The organism is Paenibacillus tarimensis (assembly GCF_021532315.1).
GTDB lineage: Bacteria > Bacillota > Bacilli > Paenibacillales > Paenibacillaceae > Paenibacillus_I > Paenibacillus_I tarimensis.
This window is the reverse complement of sequence record NZ_JAKGAO010000005.1, coordinates 137259-159260: the sequence shown is the minus strand read 5'-3', so window position 1 is coordinate 159260 and position 22002 is coordinate 137259. Positions and strand designations below refer to the sequence as shown.

The following is a 22002-nucleotide window of genomic DNA, read 5'->3' as shown; positions in this document are numbered from 1 at the left end:
CTCTGTAGTGACTGCGTCATCCACCAGCTGACTGCTGCCTACCGCCTGACTGGCGATATGCTCCGCTGCAACAACTCCTGCCGCTAACCGGCTTCCGTCCACCGAGCCTGCCATTAAGTGCTCGGCACCTACTGCGCCAGCCGCCAGCTTCTCCGCTGTTACCGCTCCGTCTGCCAGCGCAGCTGTCTCCACCGCTCCTGCTGCGATTTTGCCGCCGGTTACCGCCTCATCTGCCAGCTTCCCGGACGTTACAGCTCCGTCGGCCAGCTTCTTCGCTGTAACTGCTTCATCCCCTAACTGACCGCTGCCTACTGCCTGACTGGCGATATGCTCCGCTTCAATGGCTCCTGCCGCCAACCGGCTTCCGTCCACCGAACCTGCCAGTATGTGCTCGGCACCTACTGCGCCAGCTGCCAGCTTCTCCGCCGTTACCGCTCCGTCCGCCAGCGCAGTTGTCTCCACTGCTCCTGCTGCAATTTTGCCGCCGGTTACCGCCTCATCCGCCAGCTTTCCGGACGTTACAGCGCCGTCGGCCAACTTCTCTGTAGTGACTGCGTCATCCACCAGCTGACTGCTGCCTACCGACTGGGCAGCGATATGCTCTGCTGCAACAGCTCCTAACGCCAATCGACTTCCGTCCACTATGCCCGCCTGCAGATGCCCGGCGCCTATAACGCCAGCTGCCAGCTTCTCCGCCGTTACCGCTCCATCTGCCAGCGCAGCTGTCTCTATGGCTCCTGCCGTGATTTTCCTGCCGGTTACCGCTCCATCCGCCAATTTCCAGGACGTGACCGACGCGTCCGCCAGCTTCTTCGTTGCAATCGCACCGTCCGCTAGCTGTCCGCTGCCTACTGCCTGACTGGCGATATGCTCCGCTTCAATGGCTCCTGCCGCCAACCGGCTTCCGTCCACCGAACCTGCCAGTATGTGCTCGGCACCTACTGCGCCAGCTGCCAGCTTCTCCGCCGTTACCGCTCCGTCCGCCAGCGCAGTTGTCTCCACTGCTCCTGCTGCAATTTTGCCGCCGGTTACCGCCTCATCCGCCAGCTTTCCGGACGTTACAGCGCCGTCGGCCAGCTTCGACCTCGTTACCGCAAGCTCCGTCAATTTATCCGTCGACACGCTTTCAGGTGAAAGCTTCAACGAATTTACCTCATAATCACCAATATGCTGGGAAAGCACGGCACCTGCTGTTAGATGCTGGCTGCTGATGATACCGTTCTGCAGCTTATCCGCCGATACCGCACCATCCTGAATTGCGCCTTCGCTAACAGCCGCAGCTGACAGATGAACCGGTGCGACTGCACCTTTGCCCAGATGATCCGCTTGGACCGAGCCATCCCGGATAGAAGCTGAGTTAACAGCGCCGGGAGCCAGATGTACGGCTCTAACCGCACCTTTCGCCAGCTTATCAAATGTAACGGACCCTTCAGCCAGATGTCTGCTCTGTACGATACTGTTACCTATCGCGTAGCCGTTTACACTGTTCTCAGCGAGCTTGCTCTGGTCCACTGATCCGTCTGCCAGATGTGTATTCTTCACAGCTCCCGCCTGAATATGCTTGTCGCCTACAGTGCCGGCCGCCAGATGAACGCTTGTTACCGCCCCGTCTTCTATATGCTGCTTCTGAATGGATCCCGGTAGTATATGCTTTGCTCGAACTGCAGATTGGCTCAGATGCTGCTCATTAATAGAGCTGTCGGCCAATTTATCGGATGTAATGGTTCCTTTCACCAGATGACTCCCTGTCACGGCATCGGCCGCAATTTTACTGGCAATGATGCTTTGATCCGCAAGCTTGGTAGTCGTTACAGCATGGTTCCCCAGCTTTATCGTCGTAATGGATTGCTCTGCAAGCTTTGCCGAAGTAATGCTCCCGTCAGCCAAATGACCGACAGAGATTTCGCCTGCTTTAATATGCCTTGCCCTAACCGCTTCAACTGACAGCTGCTGTTCACCAACTGCCCCGGCTGCCATCTGTTCGGCTCCGACGCTGCCGTTCTGCAGTGCCCGGCTGCCTACAGATGAAGCCGCCAGGTGATCTGCGGATACCGACTCCGGGGCCAGATGCTTTCCCTCAATTGCACCTAGTGCTACATGCTGTGCCAGCAGCAAGCCTTCCTGCAGATGACTGCTTGTAATAGCGCCATCCTTAATTTTGCTCCCGGTGATGCTGTCGTTACGCAGTTTAGACGTTGTAACCGCATTGTCAGCAAGCTTAGACGTATCTATGGCTTCGTTGGCCAAATGCTCGCTTGCCACCGCCCCGCTGATAATCTTGTCACCTGTAACCGAACGGTCTGCCAGCAGCTCTGTTGTGACAAACGCTTCCTGGAGATGCCTCGGACCAATTGAGCGCTCAGCGATTTTGTCGGAGCTTATCGTCCGGTCCGCCAGCTTCTCCGATGTAATGCTGCCTTCTGCGAGTTTGTCACCTGTAATGGAGCGGTCGGCGATTTTCCTTCCGGTAATGGAGTTGGCTGTCAAATGTGCTTCCTCTACCGACTCATGAGCCAGCTTCGTGCTCGTAACCGAGCGGTCCGCCAGCTTGATGCTCTCCACAGCATAATCTGCGAGTGAATTGGCTGTAATACTGCCCGGCTTCAGACGCTCCGAATCAATTGCCCCGCGCGAAATCTTCGCTCCGGTCACGGATTCATCCGCCAAGTCATCCGTATAGATTATCGGAGCCGGTTTGTCGGGAAGCTTCTTCTCCTCAAGCCTGCCCAGCCTGTATGAACGCTCCTGCTCATGCTGCATGGCATCCTGCATGGCGTTCTCCTGTTTATCTAGTTCGCCAGGTTCCCCGAATTCTTCTGCTTCCCCCGATTCTTCGGGTTCGCTCAGCCTCTCCAGATCGTCCAGATCGCCCAAATCATCCAGTTCGTTCAGCTCATCCCAATAAGAAGGTGAATAATCGATGGGTTCGAGTACCGGCTCTGGTGCAAATATTCGGCTTCCCGCAGCATGTACCTTAGCCGTATCCTTCGGTTTGGGCCCGCTGCTGCTGCCCGCAGACAATTTCGCCTCCGTGCTCGCATTCCATTCGTCCAGCATGCTCAGCTCCGAGGTTCTGGGATTATCCACATAATAAAGCGGCCTGCGCTTTCGGGTTCCTTTTACCGGCCTTCCCTTCCTGTTCTTAGCCATGTGCCCTCTCCTTCGTACTTGGTAATATAGGGCATCTTATGCATGAGTCTATAGGCAGGTCACTGGGGATAAGCGTCTAGAGGCGGAAAAGGGCAGATTGAACTGGCAGGCTCTGTCCAGAGGCTGATTAATTGGAGTTTATATCAAGAGGAAATTAATCTGGCGAAAGACCCGCTTTAAGTCCTATGTTTCCTTCTACCCCTCCATATTACGTCAATTGCGAATGTGATGAGCGGAGTTAAAGCCGGGAAAGGCGGGAGTGTAAACGGGTACAACAATAAGGTCAAAATAAAAGTATCCATGCCCATCATTCTTGTATCGATTGTTTCCCACAGATAATAGGTGTACATGATGAAACAAAAGAAACCATAGTAATAGCATGCATAATATCCATTAATGCCGCAAAGCGAAACAACCGCACAAAATAAACTTAAGAATATATAAGGCACAATCGGGAAGGCAATATCGAAACCGTTAAATATGTATTCTCTAATCCAGAGAACGAGTGAGACCAGCACCGCCAAACCATTCAGCAGCAGAAAGTTAATTTTCCGATTCTGGGGCTTGTACAAGGCTCTTACTGACTTTAATGTTGTAGCTATCAAGACTTCGTCTCCTCGAGCTGTAGAATAACGTACACCTACCATTATAAGCTGATTGCGACAATTGGGACATATAAAAATACTTATCACCAGTTAGCAAAAAAAGGAGACCTCCCCGCAATTGGGTGGTCTCCTTCACTCTCAATGATAATTTTCTAGGGTCTTTCGACGGCATCGCAGCGTTCCGAGTTTAACCCCAGATGGGAGCACCGGCACACTAACGTCCTGCGGGAACCTCCCTGTGGGCCGCATGCCACAAGGAACCGATTCCCTGCCCAGTTGGCACAGCCGCTGCTATAGCAGCGGTGACAAAATGCTTGGCTCCTCTAACCGCATCAGGCAGACTTTCACCTCGCGCCCGCATGGCCGCTATAGCTGAGGACAGCGTGCATCCGGTACCATGCGTATGCTTGGTAGGCAGTCTGGGCGTGCGGAACATGAGAGGCTCCTCTCCGCCCGTAACCAGCACATCGACGCATTCCCCTGCAGCAGCCCCTGCCGGCAGATGGCCGCCTTTAATCAATACGGCTCTGGAGCCGTAACGAAGAAGCGCCCGTCCGGCCTCCACCATATCCGCCTCGCTCCGGATATCTTCCTCCTGCAGTCCGAGCAAAGCGCAGGCTTCCGGTATGTTCGGCGTCACAACCTCGGCCAGCGGGAACAGATAGACCTTCATCGTCTCCACCGCCTCCTCCTGAAGCAGCGGAGCCCCGCCCTTGGCAATCATAACCGGATCGACGGTGACCGGTTTACTTCCGTACTGCCCTAGCTTCTCGGATACCACACGGATAATATCGGGCGCAAAGAGCATGCCTGTCTTAACCGCATCCGCACCCATATCCGCCAATACCGAATCCATCTGCGCGGCTACTGCTTCCACGGCCAGCGGGAACACACCGTGCACACCCATACTGTTCTGGGCAGTAACAGCTGTTAGAGCACTCGTCCCGAACACTCCGAGCTCCTGCATGGTCTTCAGGTCCGCCTGAATTCCTGCGCCGCCGCCTGAATCAGAGCCGGCAACCGTTAATGCCAGCGGATACCCGCGCTGACTCTGCCTCTTCATCATCTAAATCTTCCCCCTCCTGCAACCGCTGTGAACCTGTCCGGCGAGAATGCTGCCAGCGGTACAGGTGCCGGCCTGCCTTCCAGCAGGCTGACGACCGCTTCCGCTGTAACTGGACTAAGCAGAATGCCATTGCGGTAGTGGCCTGCTGCCATGATCACCTGCGGCATTCCGCTGACAAAGCCTAGCAGCGGCCGGCCATCGCGTGTAGCGGGACGCAGGCCCGCCCAGCGGTGCACCACAGGCAGCTGTTCCAGCATCGGCAGTGTCTTCGGCCCATAGCGGACAAGCCGGCCGATCCCCTTGTCGGTTACAGAGGTGTCAAATCCGGCAACATCCTCCGATGCTCCGCAAACCAGCGTTCCGTTAGCCTTGGACGTCCAGTATGCCTGCGGAGAGAAGATCATGTGGCGGACCTCGCCGAAGGGAACCTCATAAGCACATATCTGCCCGCGGATCGGATGAACGGGAACCGTGATGCCGAACCAGCGTTCATACAAGCCTGACCATGCCCCAGCACAGACGACCAGCCGGTCGGCCGACAGGTCTCCCGCATTCGCTGTAGCAACAGCTATATCCGAACCGGACAGACGCACCTCTTCGATGTCCCCGGTCTGGCTGATGATGGTTACGCCCCGCGCCATGCATGCCTTCTCCAGTGCAGTCACAAGCCCCGGGGCATACACATGGCTTTCATTCGGATAGTATACGGCAGCCTTCACATCATGAGTCAGCGCAGGCTCCATCTCACGCAGCTCTTCCGGCATAACCAGCCGGGCATCGGCCCCGTAGCGGTTCTGCCACAGAATACGGCTGTACAGCGGGTTAATATCCGCTTCGTGATACACCACGTTAAGACTCCCCGTCTCATGCCACTCGATCTTCTCACCGGAAGCATCTTCGATGCGGGCAATCCAGCTTGGGTAGAGCTTCAGGCTTTCCCTGCACAAGTGAAAAAAATCATCCGGCTGCTCCGTATTCTCCGAGAACGGCGCCAGCATGCCTGCCGCCGCTCCGGAGGCCTGGCCGCCGGGCATATTCGGCTCAATCACGGTAATGCGGAAGCCGCGTTCAGCTGCCGTGAAGGCGCAGGACAATCCGATAATCCCTCCGCCAAGAATCAGAATGTGCTCTGCCATACCGTTAACCGCCCTTCACCTTCACCGGGAGATCTGCACCCCTGCCCGCTTGAAGACCCGTGTCCGCTCGACCTGCAGCGCTCCGCTCCTGAGAGACGCTCCCGCTCCCCGGGTCTCCTCCTGCCCAGTATGCTTCCGATACACCTTCCGGCGTACTGCTTGCGGATGCATAGCGTTTCCTCGGAATCCGGCCGGCAGCACGGGACAGTCTGCCCGCTTCGAAGGCCATTGCCATCGCCTTGGCCATGGCAACCGGGTCCTTCGCCTTCGCGATCGGCGTGTTGACCAGGATGCCGTCCGCCCCAAGCTCTGCCGCCTGCGCGGCATCCACTGCGCTGCCAAGCCCCGCATCCACTATGATCGGCACGTTCGCTTCCTCAACAATTAAACCAATATTATAAGGATTCAGGATGCCAAGCCCTGTTCCAATCGGCGAACCGCCCGGCATAACAGCGGCAGCTCCGACTTCCTCCAGCCGCTTGCACAGCACAGGGTCATCAGAGGTGTAAGGCAGAACTGTGAATCCTGCCAGCGTTAGCAGCTCTGTCGCCTTCAGTGTTTCGATCGGGTCGGGCAGCAGCGTCCGCGGATTGGCGCTGATCTCTACCTTAATCCAGCTGCCAAGCCCGGCTGCCCTGGCCAGATTGGCGATCCTTACCGCTTCCGCCGCATTCGTGGCTCCGGATGTATTCGGCAGGTAAGTCAGGCCCCGGTCCTCCAGATGCTGCAGAATCGCATCGTCCTGAACCCAGTCCAGATTCACGCGGCGCACGGCAAATGTAATGACATCGGCTCCGCACTGCTCCAGTGCCTGCTGCATGACAGCAGGGCTCGGGAATCGTCCCGTACCGAGGAAGAGCCTCGAGCTGACCGTTCTGCCGCCAATGGTTAACCCGTCCTTCTGATGCTGGTCGAATGACATATGTTCAGCCCCCTCCTACAAAATGCACAAGCTCGAGCGTCATACCTGCCCTTACCTGCGTGCTCTCCCACCGGTTACGCTGCACAATGACGCCGTCAAGCTCAGCCACAATGCGCTTGTCGGCCAGCCCGTAGGATTGTATCAGCTCCTCCAGTGTCCCCGCTCTAACCAGCTCTTCTCTGCCGTTCAGCTTAATGGTCACCCGTTCTCCCCGGGCTGCCGCGATCTGTTCCTTCAGCCGCCTGCATACGGACGCCGGATCGCTGCTGCCCACGATAGCCGACACCGCGCAGAGCCTGGACGCTCCTGCAGCCAGCACCTGATCTGCGTTATCCGGCGTAATGCCGCCGATCGCCACCCAAGGTATACGGATTTCATCCGCAACCTGCCGGACATACGAGGTCGTCACTGCCTGCCGTCCGGGCTTCGTTCCAGTAGGAAAGACCGGACCGACTCCGATATAATCAGCGCCGTCGCGTTCAGCTGCGCGAGCCTCCTCTATCGCATGTGTCGAGATCCCGATAATCCGGTCAGCCCCCATCCGTTCACGGGCTTCCGCAATCGGCATATCCTCCTGGCCAAGATGCACACCGTCCGCTTCAGCGGCCAGTGCAATGTCAGGATGATCGTTCACGATAAACGGTACATTATAGCGGCGGGTCAGCTCCCTGAGCGCCCGCGCCTTCTCCAGCAGCTCGGAAGCCGGCATGTTTTTCTCACGCAGCTGTACAATATCCGCACCTCCGGCCAGCGCCGCCTCCATAACCTCCAGCATTGAGCGGCCGGGATGGTACTGCTCGCCTGTTATGACGTAAAGGGAAAATTCCCGCATCTTACCCATCGCTGTCCACTTCCTCCTCTTTACAACAGCCTGATGGTGCGACTGGCATATAAGCATTGCACAGCCTCACCGCCTCTTCCAAATCAGATGTTCCCTGTACCAGCACTCTTCCATCCGGGAAAATGACAAGCCGAATGCCTGAATCCGGCAGCTCCGCGCGCAGCAGATACGGATTCCGCTCAACTCTGCAGCTCATTTGGCTCAGCCTTGCCTCAAGCTTCAGCATGTCAGGCTTGCCTGCCATGGTAACCTGTACGGTATCTCGTCCGCACAGCACAACAGCCGCCGAACCAGCATCAGGCTCACTACTGCCAGAATCAACATCTTTCTCTGCATTCTCACCCGCAGTCTGACGGAACTGATGCTTCCCGCATACCGGACAATCAGCGTCCGGCGGCGGCATCCGCAGCTCACGGATACGGAAAGGCCACAGCTCGGCCGTAAGCCAGGTCCGCCGCACTGCCTCCTGGTTTCCAGTGAGCCATTTCAGCGCCTCCGCAGCCTGCAGGGATGCGACAAAATCAACGGTAGGCGAGATCACTCCCGCTGTATCGCATGTTTCGGTTGATCCGCCATCCTCGCCGCCGATCAGACAGCGCAGGCAGGCCGTTTCGCCTGGAATGAATATGCCGCTCATTCCGCTGGCGGCCGTTGCTCCCCCATATAGGAATGGGATACCAAGCCGGTAGCACAAGTCGCTGAGCAGCAGCCTTGTCGGCGCATTGTCGGTGCCATCCAGCACCAGATCAACGCCTGCGGCAAACCCCGGAGCGCTTGCGGCAGTCACATCAGCGGCGTAGGCTTCAACCCTCACCTCGCTATTAATCCGCTTCAGCTTGGCGGCCGCCGCGACCGCCTTCGGGAGCGCCTCCCGGGCATCGTCCTCATCGAACAGCACTTGGCGCTGCAGATTGCTGATCTCAACATAGTCGCGGTCAACAATGCGGACGCTGCCGACGCCTGCCCGCACCATATGCTGGGCGATAGAAGCGCCGAGCGCTCCTACACCCACAATCAGCACGGCGGCTTCGCTCAGCCGGCGCTGACCTCCGCGGCCGATCGGGCCAAACCGGATCTGGCGGGAATAGCGCTCATTCCCGCCCAATAGCTGATCCGGCTCTTGTTTAGACATAGATCTTCCCGCCGGACGCCTTGAACGCCTCCGACTGCTCCTTCATGCCCGCTTCAATCGCTTCGCGGGTCTCCAGCCCGTTCTCCGCCGCATAGTCCCGGATATCCTGTGTAATCCGCATGCTGCAGAACTTGGGGCCGCACATCGAGCAGAAGTGGGCATTCTTAGCCGCTTCTGCCGGCAGTGTCTCATCGTGATAGGACATTGCCCGTTCCGGATCAAGAGACAGGTGGAACTGGTCGCGCCAGCGGAACTCGAATCGTGCCTTGGACAGCGCATCGTCACGCAGCCGCGCCCGCGGGTGGCCCTTGGCAAGATCAGCGGCATGGGCCGCTATTTTATAGGCGATAACGCCTTCCTTCACATCTTCCTTATTCGGCAGTCCAAGATGCTCCTTCGGCGTAACATAGCACAGCATTGCGGTACCGAACCAGCCGATCATGGCCGCGCCAATCGCTGACGTAATATGGTCATAGCCCGGAGCGATGTCTGTAGTCAGCGGTCCCAATGTGTAAAACGGCGCCTCCTGGCAGACCTCCATCTGGCGGTCAACATTTTCCTTGATCATGTGCAGCGGCACATGGCCCGGCCCTTCGATCATCACCTGGACATCATGCTTCCAAGCGATCTTGGTCAGCTCGCCAAGCGTCTCCAGCTCCGCAAACTGGGCATCGTCATTAGCATCGGCAATCGAGCCGGGACGCAGGCCGTCACCGAGCGAGAACGTAATATCATAAGCTTTCATAATTTCACAGATTTCTTCGAAATGTGTATAAAGGAAGTTCTCCTTGTGATGGGCCAGGCACCAGGCCGCCATGATGGAGCCGCCCCGTGATACGATACCGGTCACCCGCTTGGCTGTTAGCGGCACGTAGCGCAGCAGCACACCCGCATGAATTGTAAAATAGTCCACGCCCTGCTCGGCCTGCTCAATCAGCGTATCGCGGAACACTTCCCAGCTGAGATCTTCGGCAACGCCGTTAACCTTCTCCAGCGCCTGGTAGATTGGCACGGTGCCTACCGGTACCGGTGAATTGCGGACGATCCACTCCCGTGTCGTATGTATGTTGCGTCCGGTAGACAGATCCATGATCGTGTCTGCGCCCCAGCGGGTTGCCCATGTCATCTTCTCCACTTCTTCCTCAATAGAAGACGCTACGGCCGAGTTGCCGATATTTGCGTTGATCTTCACATGGAAATGTCTGCCGATAATCATCGGCTCGCTCTCCGGGTGATTGATATTAGCCGGGATAACTGCACGGCCTGCCGCCACTTCCGCTCTGACGAACTCAGGGTCCATGCCCTCGCGAATCGCGATGAATTCCATCTCCGGTGTCACAATGCCCTGCTTGGCGTAGTGCATCTGAGACACATTGCGGCCTGCTTTGGCGCGCAGCGGCTTGCGGTTCAGGCTCGGGAACTGCTCCGCACCCTGCTCTGCCACCTTGGCTTCAGAACGGAAGCCGTTGTCTTCCGGTCTGACGTCACGCCCCTCGTAGTGCTCGGTATCCCCGCGCTCGCTGATCCATGCAGCCCGCAGCGCCGGCAGGCCCTTGCGCACATCGGTTACATAGGACGGGTCGGTATAAGGACCGCTTGCATCATAGACCTGCAGCGGCTCATTCGGCACCTCCACGCCCCGCACATCGCTCGCGGACAGCCCGATTTCCCGCATAGGCACCTTGATATCTTCTCTTGAGCCAGTCACATATACTTTCCGGCTTCCCGGCAGTGCATTTGTCAAAATCGCCATAACACAAAAAACCTCCCCATGGTATACGTACAATTGCGTACATTGGAATCCAGTAGGAGGCGCATGGAAAATGTGGTCCGGGCAGGCTGGCTGCATACGCGCCAATGCGGCTCGCTGCGGCTCTTCGCGCCTGTTCCCCGTCTTCCGCTTACATGCCGTCAGCGTGCTGTCTGCATCATTCCCGCGTTGGAAATCTGTCCGTAAACACAGCAAAGCCGCTTCCGGCGTGGAAGCGGCAGAATGATAGAGACTAGGGCCTTCATCCGGCAGGCTTGTGGCATGCACGCGGTGATACACCTGCGCAGCCCTGACCTTAAATGATGTCGGCAACTGTCCGTACATTCCCACTTTCCTACGCTGGTATAACCCAGATCAGGTTCGAAGGGACAAAGGCAAGATGCCTAATCTCAGCCCGCGAGGGCGCCCCTAGTGGATTCATGTCTTGAGCATAAATGCGGTTGGTACCTTTTGTCAACCCGTTTTATCGTGTAAGCAGCCTCTGGCGATAGTGTTCCTGCTGCTCTTCAAATTCCTTCAGAAGCTCTACCCACTGGTTCGCGGCCCGCTGCCAATTGAAGTACTGCTCTACGCGCAGCCTGCTCATCATGCCCATTGCAGTGCGAAGCCCGCTGTCTGACAGAAGCAGAGACAACCGTTCGTAAAGGCCTTCAGCCAGCTGTTCAGGTTCCGCCAGATACCCGGTTACCCCATCCTCAACGATCTCGGGCATGCCTCCTGCGCGTGACGCCACAACAGGCAGTCCGGCTGCCATAGCCTCCACATTGACAAGCCCGAATGCCTCATGGGCACCGGAGGGTACACATGCCGCGTCAGCAGCGATGAACCAGTCCGGCACTTCGGCATAGGATACATACGGAACAAACCGGACATGCCCCTTAGCCGCTTCTGCCAGCTGCCGCAGGCGGCGCGCATAGGCAGTCATCCGGTGAGAGCCGTAGTAAGGACTTCCGACAATGACAACAAGCACATCAGGGTGGGCCGCCGCGAGCCGGGGAACAATATGAAGCAGGTGGTGAACGCCCTTCTTTGGGATCAGTCTGCCGACAAACAGCACGACCTTGCGGCCGTTCCAGCCTCTTGCCGCCCTCAGCGCCGCTCTTCGCTCCATGCCCTCCGGCGTAAAGCGCGAGATGAACCGGTCCGTATCTACTCCCAGATGGATAACCCTTATCTTGTGGGCATGCCCCGGCGCCATGGCGGCAACCTGGCCAAGCAGATAGTGACTGTTCACAATAATCCGGTCAACGGCTGCAAGGCAGCGGTTCAGCTTCTCTCTGCTGACATAGCGGCTGCCGATAAACGTGGAGGAATGAAGGTTCAGCCACACTGCACAGCGCGGCAGCAGACGTTTGAGCCTGAGCGCGTATGCCGGCCGGTTCTCCACCTGGATAAGCCGGGGTCCGAAGCGTGCAGCCGCGCGCCCTACCTTACGGACGTACAACGCCTTATCCACCGCGGGAAACCGTTCACAACGGACGCCTCTTACGCTGCCGATCCGTTTCAGCCTGCGGCTGGACCTGCCGTAAATCCGCGGTTCAACCCTGCTTCGGTCAAGCAGCGGTACGATATGTTCGACGACCCGTTCGACCGAGCTGCCGCTCGGTGACGGGATAACGAAGGAGCCGGGTGTAATAAAAGCAGCTTTGGACGGTGCCATAACGGGTGCATCCCTCCTCGGACATCATGCTGGCAGGCCTTGCAGCCTGCATGTCAACGCATGGTTTAATTCAGCATACACGCAGAAGAGACATCCCGGAACGGCACTGTCCCAGCGGCGATATTACCAGGTCACATAGCCCTTCGCGCCCGGCGAATCGGACTGCAGCATATCCATAACCGGGATCGTATAGGCAACTGTCCGGCGAAAGCAAAGTGTTAGACAAATTATTTAAGAATATTATGACATCGGTGTAACCAGCTAATATTTATGGAATCAGCTTCACTATGCGGGCTCTCTTCGTCCGCTCTCTCCAAGGTATACCCACTTGATTATTTAAAGTTAATGAGTTTATTATAAAGGTAATTTCTTCTTTATCACATAATATTTTAAGAGATTGATCTACAATCACCATTAATTTGACGGTAATTATCTCAAAAACCTATATAATAAAAGGAAGTGATAATGTGGATCAGATCGATAAAAATATCCTGTTTCATATGGAAAACCAAGCCAGAATGTCCATGACCGAATTGGGAAAGCTGGTGGGACTATCACAACCAGCCGTCACGGAACGTGTGAAACGACTGGAAGAACGCGGGGTGATTGAAGAGTATCGCACCGTTATTAATCCCCAAAAAATAGGAAAACACAGTATATCCTATCTACTTTTTCGAACCAGAGAATGCAGTGCTTTCCTTGATTTCTGCCGTTCTTCGCCCGAAGTTGTTGAATGTTATCGTGTAAGCGGGGAACATAACTATTTGATAAAAGTTATGACAGACTCCATCGCGAGCCTAGAATTGTTTGGAGTTCAGTGTGACAAATACGGGACCTACACTACACTTATCGCGATGTCTTCGCCTATTGACCATAAAAACCTGATTGAAGGAACCAATCTTCTCGTCTAGTATTACGCATTTATTTTGGACCGCCCATCTATTGGTTACTTAGATTCGGGCGGTCTCTCTCATATAAAGCAGGAATCCGTTCAGAAGGGATACCTAACAAGTTATTTTGATCTAGCAATCTGCTTTAGCGAGCCCAGGAAATCCGTGTTTTTGGGCGGACCAAGCTATAAGAAGGGTAATTAGCAATAAGAGAACCAATGAACCTGGTAGGAATCTGGCCCCAAACCAATTAAGCAGGATAGCACCAACCATTCCTCCCGCACCGATTCCGAGATTCCACGCCGTTACTAGCATGGATTGGGCGATATCCGCACTTTGTCCTCCTGCATGTGCAATAGCTGTCTGTAGTAATGTGGCTGCTCCCCCAAAGGTCAATCCCCATGCGATGACACCGAAGATGATGACGACCGGCTGATTTATCCAGATGCCCATTGCCGCTGAGGCAATAGCAAATATCGCAATACTTGATAAAACCAATATCCTCATATAACGATCAATCAGTAACCCAATAATCCAAATGCCGATCACGGAAGTCACGCCGAATATTAGCAGAATCAGATCGACTCTATGGGCTAGTGCCGTATCGTCCAGAAATGGAGAGATGTAGGTGTACAAAATATTGTGAGCCAGCACCCAGACGAGAACCACAAACAAAATGGGCCGAATTCCAGCTATGAACAAGATTTTATGCAATGGGAGTTGATTCTGAGCGGGCTCTCCTTCATAATCCGGCACTTTCCAGAGCACCCATGCGATGAGGGCTAGCGTTAATATGGATACCGTTCCAAAGATCAGGTGCCAACCTGCATACGTTCCGAAAAATGTTCCTATCGGAACCCCGAGTGCCAATGCTAAAGGTGTTCCTGCCATAGCGACGGCTATGGCCTTTCCTTTTAACGACTCCGGCACCATGCGACGTGCATAACCTGCAGTCATTCCCCACAACACTCCCGCTGCTACTCCTGCACAGAAACGTGCGATTAGCGTAATTGCATACATCGAAGATAAGGCAGTCACCGTGTTAAATACCAGAAAACCTATGATACAGAGCAGCAGAAGCGGTTTTCGTCTCCATCCTCGTGTCGCTGTGGTCAGCGGAATGGCAGCCAGCAAGGAGCCCACTGCATATAACGTAACCAGTTGTCCGGCCATCGCCTGCGTTACGCCAAGACCACCCGCAATCTGAGGCAATAGACCAGCAGGCAGACTTTCCGTCAGTATGCAGATAAATCCTGCCATAGCTAACGCCAGCAGACCTGACCATGGAAGGCTTTCTTTTTTGACATCGGTGTCCTCTGTAGTGGTAGAATATATTTCGTTCGAGATCACAAAGAATGCTCCTTTATTCTGTATTTTTAGATAGCTCAAATGCTCACTTGCTATCTTTGATAAGCTTACAGAAATCAGCTCTCATTGTGCATACAGCATTAAAGGCAGTAAAGCTTTATTACAAAGGAAATCCATTTATTTTGAAATGCTTACTGTTAATTTAAATGGTCATCATATTTTAGCCGCTATGACTGCGCTAACCTGCCCAAATAGCTTAATACATGCTGTTTGTCTACAACTTTATTTTCTCGACACAGCAACGAGATTCAGGACAAACCCAATGCCGAGGAATACAATAGTGCCACCGATCACCATCGCAGATTGTATAGACACCCCCGACAGCAGGCCGTGATTACAATCACAACATTTCGACCAAATGTGACAGAGGTGTGAACACGAATCATGCTGCAGCCGCGCACTTTACACGCGGAGAGGCCTGCTTTTCTTCATCCAAACATCCCCCGCGTGCGGTAAGTCTCATGCGGAGGACTGCCCGGCCGGTTTATTCCTGTTCCTGCCGGTACGGCACTCAGACACAATCAGAACCCATGAGTCTATTGATTTGTACATGTGGATATGGCACACTTAGGGGCGAGGCAAGCGGTTTGCTTGCCAGAGAGGACGTGAATTTACCCGCATGATGAGATGGCTGCTGAGGTCAATGACCGAGCTTACCTCCAGAAAGTGGATTTCGCAGCTTACCGGTCGATTTGCCCAATCCACTGCCAGCCGCAGGCTGATCCCCCGTTTTGCCAAAATTTACGGCATATCGGTGGACGAAGCGGAGAAGCAGATCGGTGAATATAAGACGCTTAACGAATTTTTCACCCGCAGGCTGAAGCCGGGGATGAGAATTATTGACGAAGCTCCCGATTTGGTTGTCAGCCCTGTAGATGCGCTAATAACCGGCGCCGGTCCCGTTGATGCCGGCTCTATTTTTAATATTAAAGGCCAGGATTACACCATTGAGGAACTGCTTGCCTATTCGCCGCGAATGGAGAATTACAAGCATGGCTTCTGCCTGGTGCTCTACCTGAGTCCCACTGACTATCATCGCATCCATGCCCCGGTCGAAGGCCGCATCGTCGAGCGCGAGCATATCAAGGGCAAGGTTTACCCGGTCAACGAATTTGGTCTCAGACAGATGCGCCGGGTGCTGAGCCGTAATGAACGGCTTGTCACCTACATCCGGCACCTGACCGGGGAAATCGCGGTCGTTAAGGTCGGTGCGATGAATGTGAGCAGCATCAAGTACATTGATCCGGCGGCTGAAAGCACGGAACGCGGCGGCGAGCTCGCCTATTTCGAGTTCGGTTCCACGGTCGTACTGCTTATGGAAGATGACACCTTCCTACTCCGCGAGGACCTGATGCCCGGCAAGAAGGTGCGGATGGGCGAAGCCCTCGGTACTTTGAAGCAGCCTTAACCGGAGCTGCTTCTCACGGCCGCTTCTGTCCAACCACAGCAAAGAGGAGCTGCAGGCAGATTCATCTGCTTGTCAGCTCCTCTTTGTCCATTTTGAACGCGGTAATTCGGCCTTGCAGTGCAGGCGGATCATGCTTTGCCCCCCGCAGCAGCTTGTAGATAAGATCGGGTATGACGCTTGCAGCCTTGTGAGCCGCTTACCGGATTTCCGAAGGGCTCTTCCCCGTGTACTGCTTAAACTGCCGGCTGAAGAAGAAGATATCCCGGTAGCCGAGCGCATCCGCCACTTCTGTGACATTCATGCCTGCGTGCATCAGCAGATGCTGGGCCCTCTCAATCCGGGTCCGAATCATATAGGTCTGAACTGACATGCCCGTCATTTCCTTGAATTTAATCGAGAAGTATCGTGGTGACAGCTGCGCCCGCTTCGCCAAGTCCTCAACACGATGCGCAATGCCCGGATTTTGACGTATATAATTGGCTACCTCATGAATGGATTCGGTCAGCTGGTTGCTGGCCTTTCGCTCAACCGGCCCTTCATTGTCCTCGCGCAGCAGGTGGATCAGCAGCATCTTGAGCACCAGTCTCGCTTCCTCCTCCGCTGCGTAGGTCTGGATAAGGAAGAGCCTGACATAACGTGAGAGAAGATATTCAAAATCAACCACTTCATGCAAACGGCGATACGCCTCCGGTATAACATCCACCTGCTCATTTACATCAAAGTGAATGTATGTCAGCACAAGCGGCTTCTGCGGATCATGAGTTGCGCTGGTGTGGTCGCCCGGCCGGAACAAAAAACAGCTTCCCTTGCCCACCTTGTAAGGACGCCCGTTCAGGACGACCTCCCCTTCACCGCTCCATACATAGAACAAATCATAGTTAGCCATCGGTTTTTCCCGCTTCTGCCATTTCCAGCCGGGCTCACACACGATTTTGGCGAAAGCCGGCAGCAGAACGAGCGATGAGGGCGAAACATGCAGCATATCGGCACTCCTTAATCCTAAGCTTCAACCTGTCTGGCTTGATGATGTCATGATACAACAGGGGTGAAAGAACGCGCAACTATGTCATGATAGACTTATCGGCCGAAACTGCCAACGAAGAATCGAACTTCCAAACAAGGTGATAATCTGTCCGATAATCAGCAAGTTGAAATTTCTGTTAAACGCGTAAATCTCTCTGCACCTCCGAGGTAATAGCGTTAAATGCTCAAGTTAACAAAAGCACTGATGATCGCGCAGACACCAAATATGACGAACCACCATCCCCACCGATTTTTTCTGCGATTCTGTTTGCTCACTGCCAGCCCAATGACACCCGCCAATAAAATAAGCACCGCAAGACTCGTTCCTACAATCCAACCTGGTTCCACTGTCTTTTCCTCCTTTGATCCATTCACATCAATAGTTATTTATGATTCGCCACGATAGCCACCTGAAAACTGTCACGACAGCTTTTACCGCTTCCGCAGTATAAATTGTCCGCCTCTGACTTCTGCACGGATTATACTCGCGCCGTTCTTGTAGCTGTACGTTTCACCAACATGGCTTAGAGGAAAGTCGCTCTTAAAGCTGCCTGATGTTTTTTTGAATATAAAAGTGAACCCGTCATGATCCAGAATGGCTAATGTAACCTGGCAGGCCGTTGAAACGGATTGGACCTTTTGAGGCAAACAGGACGAACGGATTGTTACTCCTCTACCCGTTGACCGTAATCCAATCTCAGAAAACTTGCCTTCAAGCTCAACTTTAGATGAAGTAGCGTGCAAGTCCAATCTGCCAACTGTAAGATCCTCGCCCTTTATCGGCGCACCTGTGCCATGAAGGTTCAGCTCATCAACCATACCCGATACTTTTAACCCGCCCGAAGTAACTTTACATGTGCATTTGCTTGCATCTATCCCTTGAAGCGCTATGCTGCCGCCTGTGCTGTAGACCGTTAAAGAGTTCAGTCGTTTACGAGGAAGGTAGACAGCCAGCGTCGTTTTGTGAATATTAAACCCGATGATCTGCCTGCGCTTGCGACCGTCAATAATCGTTAATCCCCCGGAGCGCAGCTCGTGCTGAAATCGTTTCTCTTGTGGAAACCTTGCGCCCCCGTACTGAACCAGCTTAATCACATCGCCTTCCCCTTGCATAATTTGCACATCGCCCGTAAGCCAATCCAATGATAAATCGGTCACCGCCTCATGGATACATTCCTCTTTAAGAACCGGCATCGTTCCGTTATTGGCTAACACCTAATCCACTCCTAACCTTTGTTTCTTCACAGCCATATCCCTAATCAATTTCCATGCTGTTGACCTTCTTCATTAACTCAATAATTACGATGGCCCCTGCTAAGGCTACGACGCCTAATAGAATCAACAGCAGAACATCATTTCCAAAGCTGCTGATCACGATATTCCCGACAACAGCACAGAGGAGGAAAGCTGTCACTATAGTAGCGGGGACCGATCGTTTCATAAAGCCGATTCTCATTGCAATCAGACTGATTCCATTAACCGTGATGGAGAGTACAAAGATGGTTTTTACTATGGATAGCAGCAGTTCTGAGGAGAGTGTGTCATTTACAATAGGAGAGATGGATTCTGTGATGCTAAATATAACAAGAGGAGGAATATTGCTCAGGGCCATCGCAAAAGTGGTAAACCCGATGACCAGCGCCATTTTTGCAAGCAGCACTTTTTGACGGTTGACAGGGTAGGAGAACAGAAGAAGCATTCTTTTTCCCGTATATTCTTCAATCACGAAACGTGAGTACATAACCGCCGATAGAATACTGAAAACAATCATACTGACGATACCTACAAACAAAAAAATGTTAGCGTAATTCTGAAAGTCCGGCTCATTCTCCACTTGGGCGACGTAAGCAATAAAATAGATGAAAGCAACCAAACCCAAGGTCGCAACGAGACTCGCAACCGTATAGTTGTTCATTTTATTTTTTTTGATTTCAAGTTTCATCAACCTAAGCAATTTCATGACCTCCGCTCATGACGTCAATGAAGTAATCCTCAAGCCCGCCGGGATATTGCGTCTTCATTTCAGAAAGCCGGACTTCAAGCTTCACTGTACCATCCGCAATAATTCCCACAATGTCCGCGATAAGCTCAATTTCGGAAACAATATGACTGGAGAGAAGAATGGTCATTCCGTGATTCTGAACCAGATCCGTAAACAATGTCCTTATGTCACGAATAGCCATGAGATCAAGTCCATTAATAGGTTCATCCAGAATCAACAGCTTAGGCCTGTGGATCAGCGCCCTGGCTATACCCAGCCGCTGACGCATTCCCATAGAAAATTTGGAAACCGGCAGTTCACCTGTATGTTCAAGACCAACGCTACTTAATGCTTTCGTGATATCGATTCCTTCAGCTCCCATATAAGCAAGATGCATGCTTAAGTTTTCACTGGCCGACAAGTGCTCGTAAAAGATGGGAACCTCTATAATCGCACCAATGTTTCTAAGGATTTGGTCCCGGTGGGTCACAACATCCATACCAAGCACCTCGGCTCTGCCGGCTGTCGGCCGCAGCAAACCCGTCAGCATTTTCATCACGGTTGTTTTTCCGGCCCCATTGGGTCCCAAAAAGCCGTAAATGGTTCCATGTGGTATGCTCATGGTACAGCCTTTGATGATTTCGACGCCCTCGAATGTTTTCACTAGACGTTCCGTTCTTACAGCAAAGCTATTACTCATTCGGTTGATAGCCTCCTAATTTGTTATGATGCTCCACAATTTTTTGGATAAGGTTATCGCTTACAATATCAGCCCCCAACAGACGCATCATTTGCTGTAAAAACTTCAAACGGTTTAATGTTTCATTAGTTTGCCGATCGAAGAGAGTGGGATTGATCCATATATTGACCAGCAGCAGGAACACCTCCGCACATTCAATCGGATAATCGGTTATTATAGAGCCGTCCTGTTTGCCATCCGCCATGATCTGTGCAAGGATTGGAGCGTCATGTTTCACGCCCGCCTTAATCCCTCTGACAACAAACTGGGGATTCTTCATCTGCGTGCTTAAGAGACCATCAATCGAATGCACATCTTCGTCCGCTACAACATTCTCCAAAATACTGATCAACTTTTCCCGTACATTCGGTGCCTGTATATGTTGAATTAGATCATCCATCATCTGAGCTGCATAATTGAATTGCTTCTCCATCACAGCATCCAGAATATCTTCTTTGGATTTGAAATGGTGATAAATCGCTCCCTTGGACATGCCTAATTCATCAATAATGTCCTGTATACTGGTCTTTTCAAAACCCTTTTCTGTAAAGAGCTTTGCCGAAACGTTTAAAATCTGCTCCAATGTTTGCTCTGGATATTTATTTCTAGCCATATGTACCCCTTTCTTTCAATACCGACCGTCGGTATCTATCTTAATATTCAGATCCTGAATTGTCAATTTAAGGATTTGTTGATTTACTTGCATGCTGACTTTCACAGAAAATTGCATGTTTGCATAGTAACGAGAATCCGAAAAGTGATATAATAATCGCCATCAGGCTAACATTTGGTAAACTGACCAATGATACGACTTATTCGGAAGGATGAGAGAAGAATTCATGAACCCACTTGCCCAGCAGTTGAATGAAACGATTGAGCGGGAAAATCCGCACGTCCACGCTGTATTGTCCGACCTTGGCAAAGCGATTTACTTCCCAAAGGTAGGCATCCTTAGCCAGTCAGCGGAGGCCAAAGCCAAGGCGAATAAGTTCAACGCAACGATCGGCATCGCCACCGAAGGGGGCCAGCCGATGCATCTCAAAGTGATTCAGGAGACACTCTCCGCTTATAATCCGAAAGATCTGTATGAATATGCCCCTCCTGCCGGCAAACCGGAGCTCCGCACAGCATGGCGGACCAAGATGCTGAAGGAAACACCTTCTCTCGAAGGTAAGTCATTCGGCAATCCGATCGTAACCAATGCGCTCACGCACGGGCTCAGTATTGTGGCTGACTTGTTCGCAGGCCCGGGTGATGCGGTCGTAATACCCAACAAGAACTGGGAAAACTATGAGCTGACCTTCGGAGTCCGCCGCGGCGCCGAAATCGTTGAGTATCCGCTCTATGATGAACAATACAAATTTAACAGCGCCGCTCTGCGGGAAGCCCTGTTAGCACAGAAAGACAAAGGCAAAGCCATCGTTCTCCTGAACTTCCCGAACAATCCGACCGGATACACACCGGGCGTTCAGGAATACGAGGAAATTACAGCCGCCATTCATGATGCTGCGGAAGCCGGCGTCAACGTCGTAGCCGTAACCGATGACGCATACTTTGGTCTGTTTTTCGAGGACTCCGCACAAGAATCACTCTTTGGCAAGCTGGCCGGCTTGCATCCGCGTGTCCTTGCGGTAAAAGTGGACGGGGCTACGAAGGAGGAGTATGTATGGGGTTTCCGTGTCGGCTTCATCACCTACGCCTCTGAGTCAGCTGACCTGCTGAATGCCCTGGAGCAGAAAACGCTGGGAATTATCCGAGCCACCATTTCAAGCGGCCCGCATCCGACCCAGACGTTCGTTCTTCATGCGCTAAACTCACCGGATTTCGAAGCTCAGAAGGAAGAGAAGTTTGCTATTATGAAGGGCCGTGCCAACCGTGTCAAGGAGCTTCTCGACAGCGGCCGTTACGGAGATGTCTGGACCTACTATCCGTTTAACTCCGGGTACTTCATGTGCCTGAAGCTCAAGAATGCCGACGCCGAATCGGTGCGTCAGCGCCTGCTGGACGAATACGGCATCGGCACCATCGCCCTGGGGGAGACCGACCTGCGGGTAGCCTTCTCCTGTATTGAGGAGACTCATCTGGAAGAGCTGTATGATACGATTTATCAGGCTGTGCAGGACGTTATGTCTGCTAAGGCCAGCATATAATTAGTCTGTACGAAGCCCTAGCAATAAGGCTGTCACGGCCGCTACGACCGTGGCAGCCTTTATTATGTAAGGGGAAAATTGACGATAGGATATTTAGTTGTTACTATGATAGTAATTATTACTATTAACTCACTGACTGCAACAACGGATCAGGGATATT

General features: G+C 53.2%; 18 protein-coding genes, 1 pseudogene and 1 riboswitch. Of the genes and pseudogenes, 4 read left to right on the top strand and 15 right to left on the bottom strand.

Annotated elements, in window-relative coordinates; translation table 11 throughout:
* The 7 genes and pseudogenes from L1N82_RS05100 to thiC form a co-directional block, all read right to left on the bottom strand.
* Nucleotides 1–3150: pseudogene (locus tag L1N82_RS05100) on the bottom strand (hypothetical protein); the annotation flags it as partial.
* 819 nt (nt 3151–3969) lie between these two features.
* Nucleotides 3970–4818 carry a bifunctional hydroxymethylpyrimidine kinase/phosphomethylpyrimidine kinase gene (thiD, locus tag L1N82_RS05095; protein ID WP_407946695.1) on the bottom strand — a complete coding sequence of 283 codons (849 nt, stop codon included), beginning with the start codon at nt 4816–4818 and terminating at the stop codon, nt 3970–3972.
* Nucleotides 4818–5957 carry a glycine oxidase ThiO gene (thiO, locus tag L1N82_RS05090; protein ID WP_235286294.1) on the bottom strand — a complete coding sequence of 380 codons (1140 nt, stop codon included), beginning with the start codon at nt 5955–5957 and terminating at the stop codon, nt 4818–4820. Before thiO ends, thiD begins: the two co-directional genes overlap by 1 nt.
* A 4-nt stretch (nt 5958–5961) precedes the next feature.
* Nucleotides 5962–6879 carry a thiazole synthase gene (locus L1N82_RS05085; protein ID WP_328284429.1) on the bottom strand — a complete coding sequence of 306 codons (918 nt, stop codon included), beginning with the start codon at nt 6877–6879 and terminating at the stop codon, nt 5962–5964.
* A gap of 4 nt (nt 6880–6883) precedes the next feature.
* Nucleotides 6884–7720: a thiamine phosphate synthase gene (thiE, locus tag L1N82_RS05075; protein WP_328284428.1), complete on the bottom strand. Its 837-nt coding sequence runs from the start codon at nt 7718–7720 to the stop codon at nt 6884–6886.
* Nucleotides 7713–8852 (bottom strand): ThiF family adenylyltransferase, encoded by a 1140-nt coding sequence (locus L1N82_RS05070; RefSeq protein ID WP_235286293.1) that lies wholly within the window; start codon nt 8850–8852, stop codon nt 7713–7715. Before L1N82_RS05070 ends, thiE begins: the two co-directional genes overlap by 8 nt.
* On the bottom strand, nt 8845–10605 hold the full coding sequence (thiC, locus tag L1N82_RS05065) for a phosphomethylpyrimidine synthase ThiC (RefSeq protein WP_235286292.1): 1761 nt from the start codon (nt 10603–10605) through the stop codon (nt 8845–8847). The genes L1N82_RS05070 and thiC overlap by 8 nt, the downstream gene beginning before the upstream one ends.
* 70 nt (nt 10606–10675) lie before the next feature.
* On the opposite strand from thiC, the gene L1N82_RS05060 reads away from it, so the two are divergent.
* Nucleotides 10676–10849 (top strand): hypothetical protein, encoded by a 174-nt coding sequence (locus tag L1N82_RS05060; RefSeq protein WP_235286291.1) that lies wholly within the window; start codon nt 10676–10678, stop codon nt 10847–10849.
* 88 nt (nt 10850–10937) lie between these two features.
* A riboswitch (TPP riboswitch) is annotated at nt 10938–11043 on the bottom strand.
* Nucleotides 11044–11086: 43 nt separating this feature from the next.
* Here L1N82_RS05060 and L1N82_RS05055 read toward each other — a convergent pair.
* A complete protein-coding gene (locus tag L1N82_RS05055) occupies nt 11087–12283 on the bottom strand; it encodes a glycosyltransferase family 4 protein (protein WP_235286290.1) in 1197 nt (398 codons plus the stop codon).
* A 467-nt stretch (nt 12284–12750) separates the two neighbouring features.
* Here L1N82_RS05055 and L1N82_RS05050 point away from each other — a divergent pair, with 467 nt between their 5' ends.
* Nucleotides 12751–13194 carry an Lrp/AsnC family transcriptional regulator gene (locus L1N82_RS05050; protein WP_235286289.1) on the top strand — a complete coding sequence of 148 codons (444 nt, stop codon included), beginning with the start codon at nt 12751–12753 and terminating at the stop codon, nt 13192–13194.
* Nucleotides 13195–13305: 111 nt separating this feature from the next.
* Here the strand turns inward: L1N82_RS05050 and L1N82_RS05045 are convergent, their stop codons facing one another.
* On the bottom strand, nt 13306–14433 hold the full coding sequence (locus L1N82_RS05045; RefSeq protein WP_235286304.1) for an MFS transporter: 1128 nt from the start codon (nt 14431–14433) through the stop codon (nt 13306–13308).
* Nucleotides 14434–15160: 727 nt separating this feature from the next.
* Here L1N82_RS05045 and asd point away from each other — a divergent pair.
* Nucleotides 15161–15949, top strand: coding sequence for an archaetidylserine decarboxylase (gene asd / locus L1N82_RS05040; protein ID WP_235286288.1), 789 nt, complete (start codon nt 15161–15163; stop codon nt 15947–15949).
* Between the two features lie 196 nt (nt 15950–16145).
* Here the strand turns inward: asd and L1N82_RS05035 are convergent, their stop codons facing one another.
* The 6 genes from L1N82_RS05035 to L1N82_RS05010 all read right to left on the bottom strand — a co-directional run bounded on the left by L1N82_RS05035 (nt 16146) and on the right by L1N82_RS05010 (nt 20305).
* Nucleotides 16146–16931: a helix-turn-helix domain-containing protein gene (locus L1N82_RS05035; protein ID WP_235286287.1), complete on the bottom strand. Its 786-nt coding sequence runs from the start codon at nt 16929–16931 to the stop codon at nt 16146–16148.
* 218 nt (nt 16932–17149) lie between these two features.
* On the bottom strand, nt 17150–17320 hold the full coding sequence (locus L1N82_RS05030; protein ID WP_235286286.1) for a DUF308 domain-containing protein: 171 nt from the start codon (nt 17318–17320) through the stop codon (nt 17150–17152).
* Nucleotides 17321–17404: 84 nt separating this feature from the next.
* Entirely contained in the window at nt 17405–18187 is a 783-nt protein-coding gene (locus L1N82_RS05025; protein ID WP_235286285.1) for a DUF4097 family beta strand repeat-containing protein, read from the bottom strand.
* A gap of 40 nt (nt 18188–18227) precedes the next feature.
* Complete coding sequence (locus L1N82_RS05020) at nt 18228–18914, bottom strand: ABC transporter permease (RefSeq protein WP_235286284.1); 687 nt, start codon at nt 18912–18914, stop codon at nt 18228–18230.
* Nucleotides 18915–18918: 4 nt separating this feature from the next.
* Nucleotides 18919–19653: an ABC transporter ATP-binding protein gene (locus L1N82_RS05015; RefSeq protein ID WP_235286283.1), complete on the bottom strand. Its 735-nt coding sequence runs from the start codon at nt 19651–19653 to the stop codon at nt 18919–18921.
* The gene (locus L1N82_RS05010) at nt 19646–20305 is read right to left on the bottom strand and encodes a TetR/AcrR family transcriptional regulator (RefSeq protein WP_235286282.1); all 660 of its coding nucleotides are present in this window, start codon (nt 20303–20305) and stop codon (nt 19646–19648) included. The genes L1N82_RS05015 and L1N82_RS05010 overlap by 8 nt, the downstream gene beginning before the upstream one ends.
* Nucleotides 20306–20531: 226 nt before the next feature.
* On the opposite strand from L1N82_RS05010, the gene L1N82_RS05005 reads away from it, so the two are divergent.
* Complete coding sequence (locus tag L1N82_RS05005) at nt 20532–21842, top strand: aminotransferase class I/II-fold pyridoxal phosphate-dependent enzyme (RefSeq protein WP_235286281.1); 1311 nt, start codon at nt 20532–20534, stop codon at nt 21840–21842.
* Nucleotides 21843–22002: the final 160 nt, after the last annotated feature.

Coding starts and splice junctions, on each gene's coding strand:
- L1N82_RS05010 (WP_235286282.1), bottom strand. CDS start 20,305: ATGGCTAGAAATAAATATCCAGAGCAAACATTGGAGCAGATTTTAAAC.
- asd (WP_235286288.1), top strand. CDS start 15,161: ATGATGAGATGGCTGCTGAGGTCAATGACCGAGCTTACCTCCAGAAAG.
- thiC (WP_235286292.1), bottom strand. CDS start 10,605: ATGGCGATTTTGACAAATGCACTGCCGGGAAGCCGGAAAGTATATGTG.
- thiE (WP_328284428.1), bottom strand. CDS start 7,720: ATGGGTAAGATGCGGGAATTTTCCCTTTACGTCATAACAGGCGAGCAG.
- thiO (WP_235286294.1), bottom strand. CDS start 5,957: ATGGCAGAGCACATTCTGATTCTTGGCGGAGGGATTATCGGATTGTCC.
- L1N82_RS05035 (WP_235286287.1), bottom strand. CDS start 16,931: ATGCTGCATGTTTCGCCCTCATCGCTCGTTCTGCTGCCGGCTTTCGCC.
- L1N82_RS05045 (WP_235286304.1), bottom strand. CDS start 14,433: ATGGCAGGATTTATCTGCATACTGACGGAAAGTCTGCCTGCTGGTCTA.
- L1N82_RS05005 (WP_235286281.1), top strand. CDS start 20,532: ATGAACCCACTTGCCCAGCAGTTGAATGAAACGATTGAGCGGGAAAAT.
- L1N82_RS05055 (WP_235286290.1), bottom strand. CDS start 12,283: ATGGCACCGTCCAAAGCTGCTTTTATTACACCCGGCTCCTTCGTTATC.
- L1N82_RS05060 (WP_235286291.1), top strand. CDS start 10,676: ATGTGGTCCGGGCAGGCTGGCTGCATACGCGCCAATGCGGCTCGCTGC.
- L1N82_RS05085 (WP_328284429.1), bottom strand. CDS start 6,879: ATGTCATTCGACCAGCATCAGAAGGACGGGTTAACCATTGGCGGCAGA.
- L1N82_RS05020 (WP_235286284.1), bottom strand. CDS start 18,914: ATGAAACTTGAAATCAAAAAAAATAAAATGAACAACTATACGGTTGCG.
- L1N82_RS05070 (WP_235286293.1), bottom strand. CDS start 8,852: ATGTCTAAACAAGAGCCGGATCAGCTATTGGGCGGGAATGAGCGCTAT.
- L1N82_RS05015 (WP_235286283.1), bottom strand. CDS start 19,653: ATGAGTAATAGCTTTGCTGTAAGAACGGAACGTCTAGTGAAAACATTC.
- thiD (WP_407946695.1), bottom strand. CDS start 4,818: ATGAAGAGGCAGAGTCAGCGCGGGTATCCGCTGGCATTAACGGTTGCC.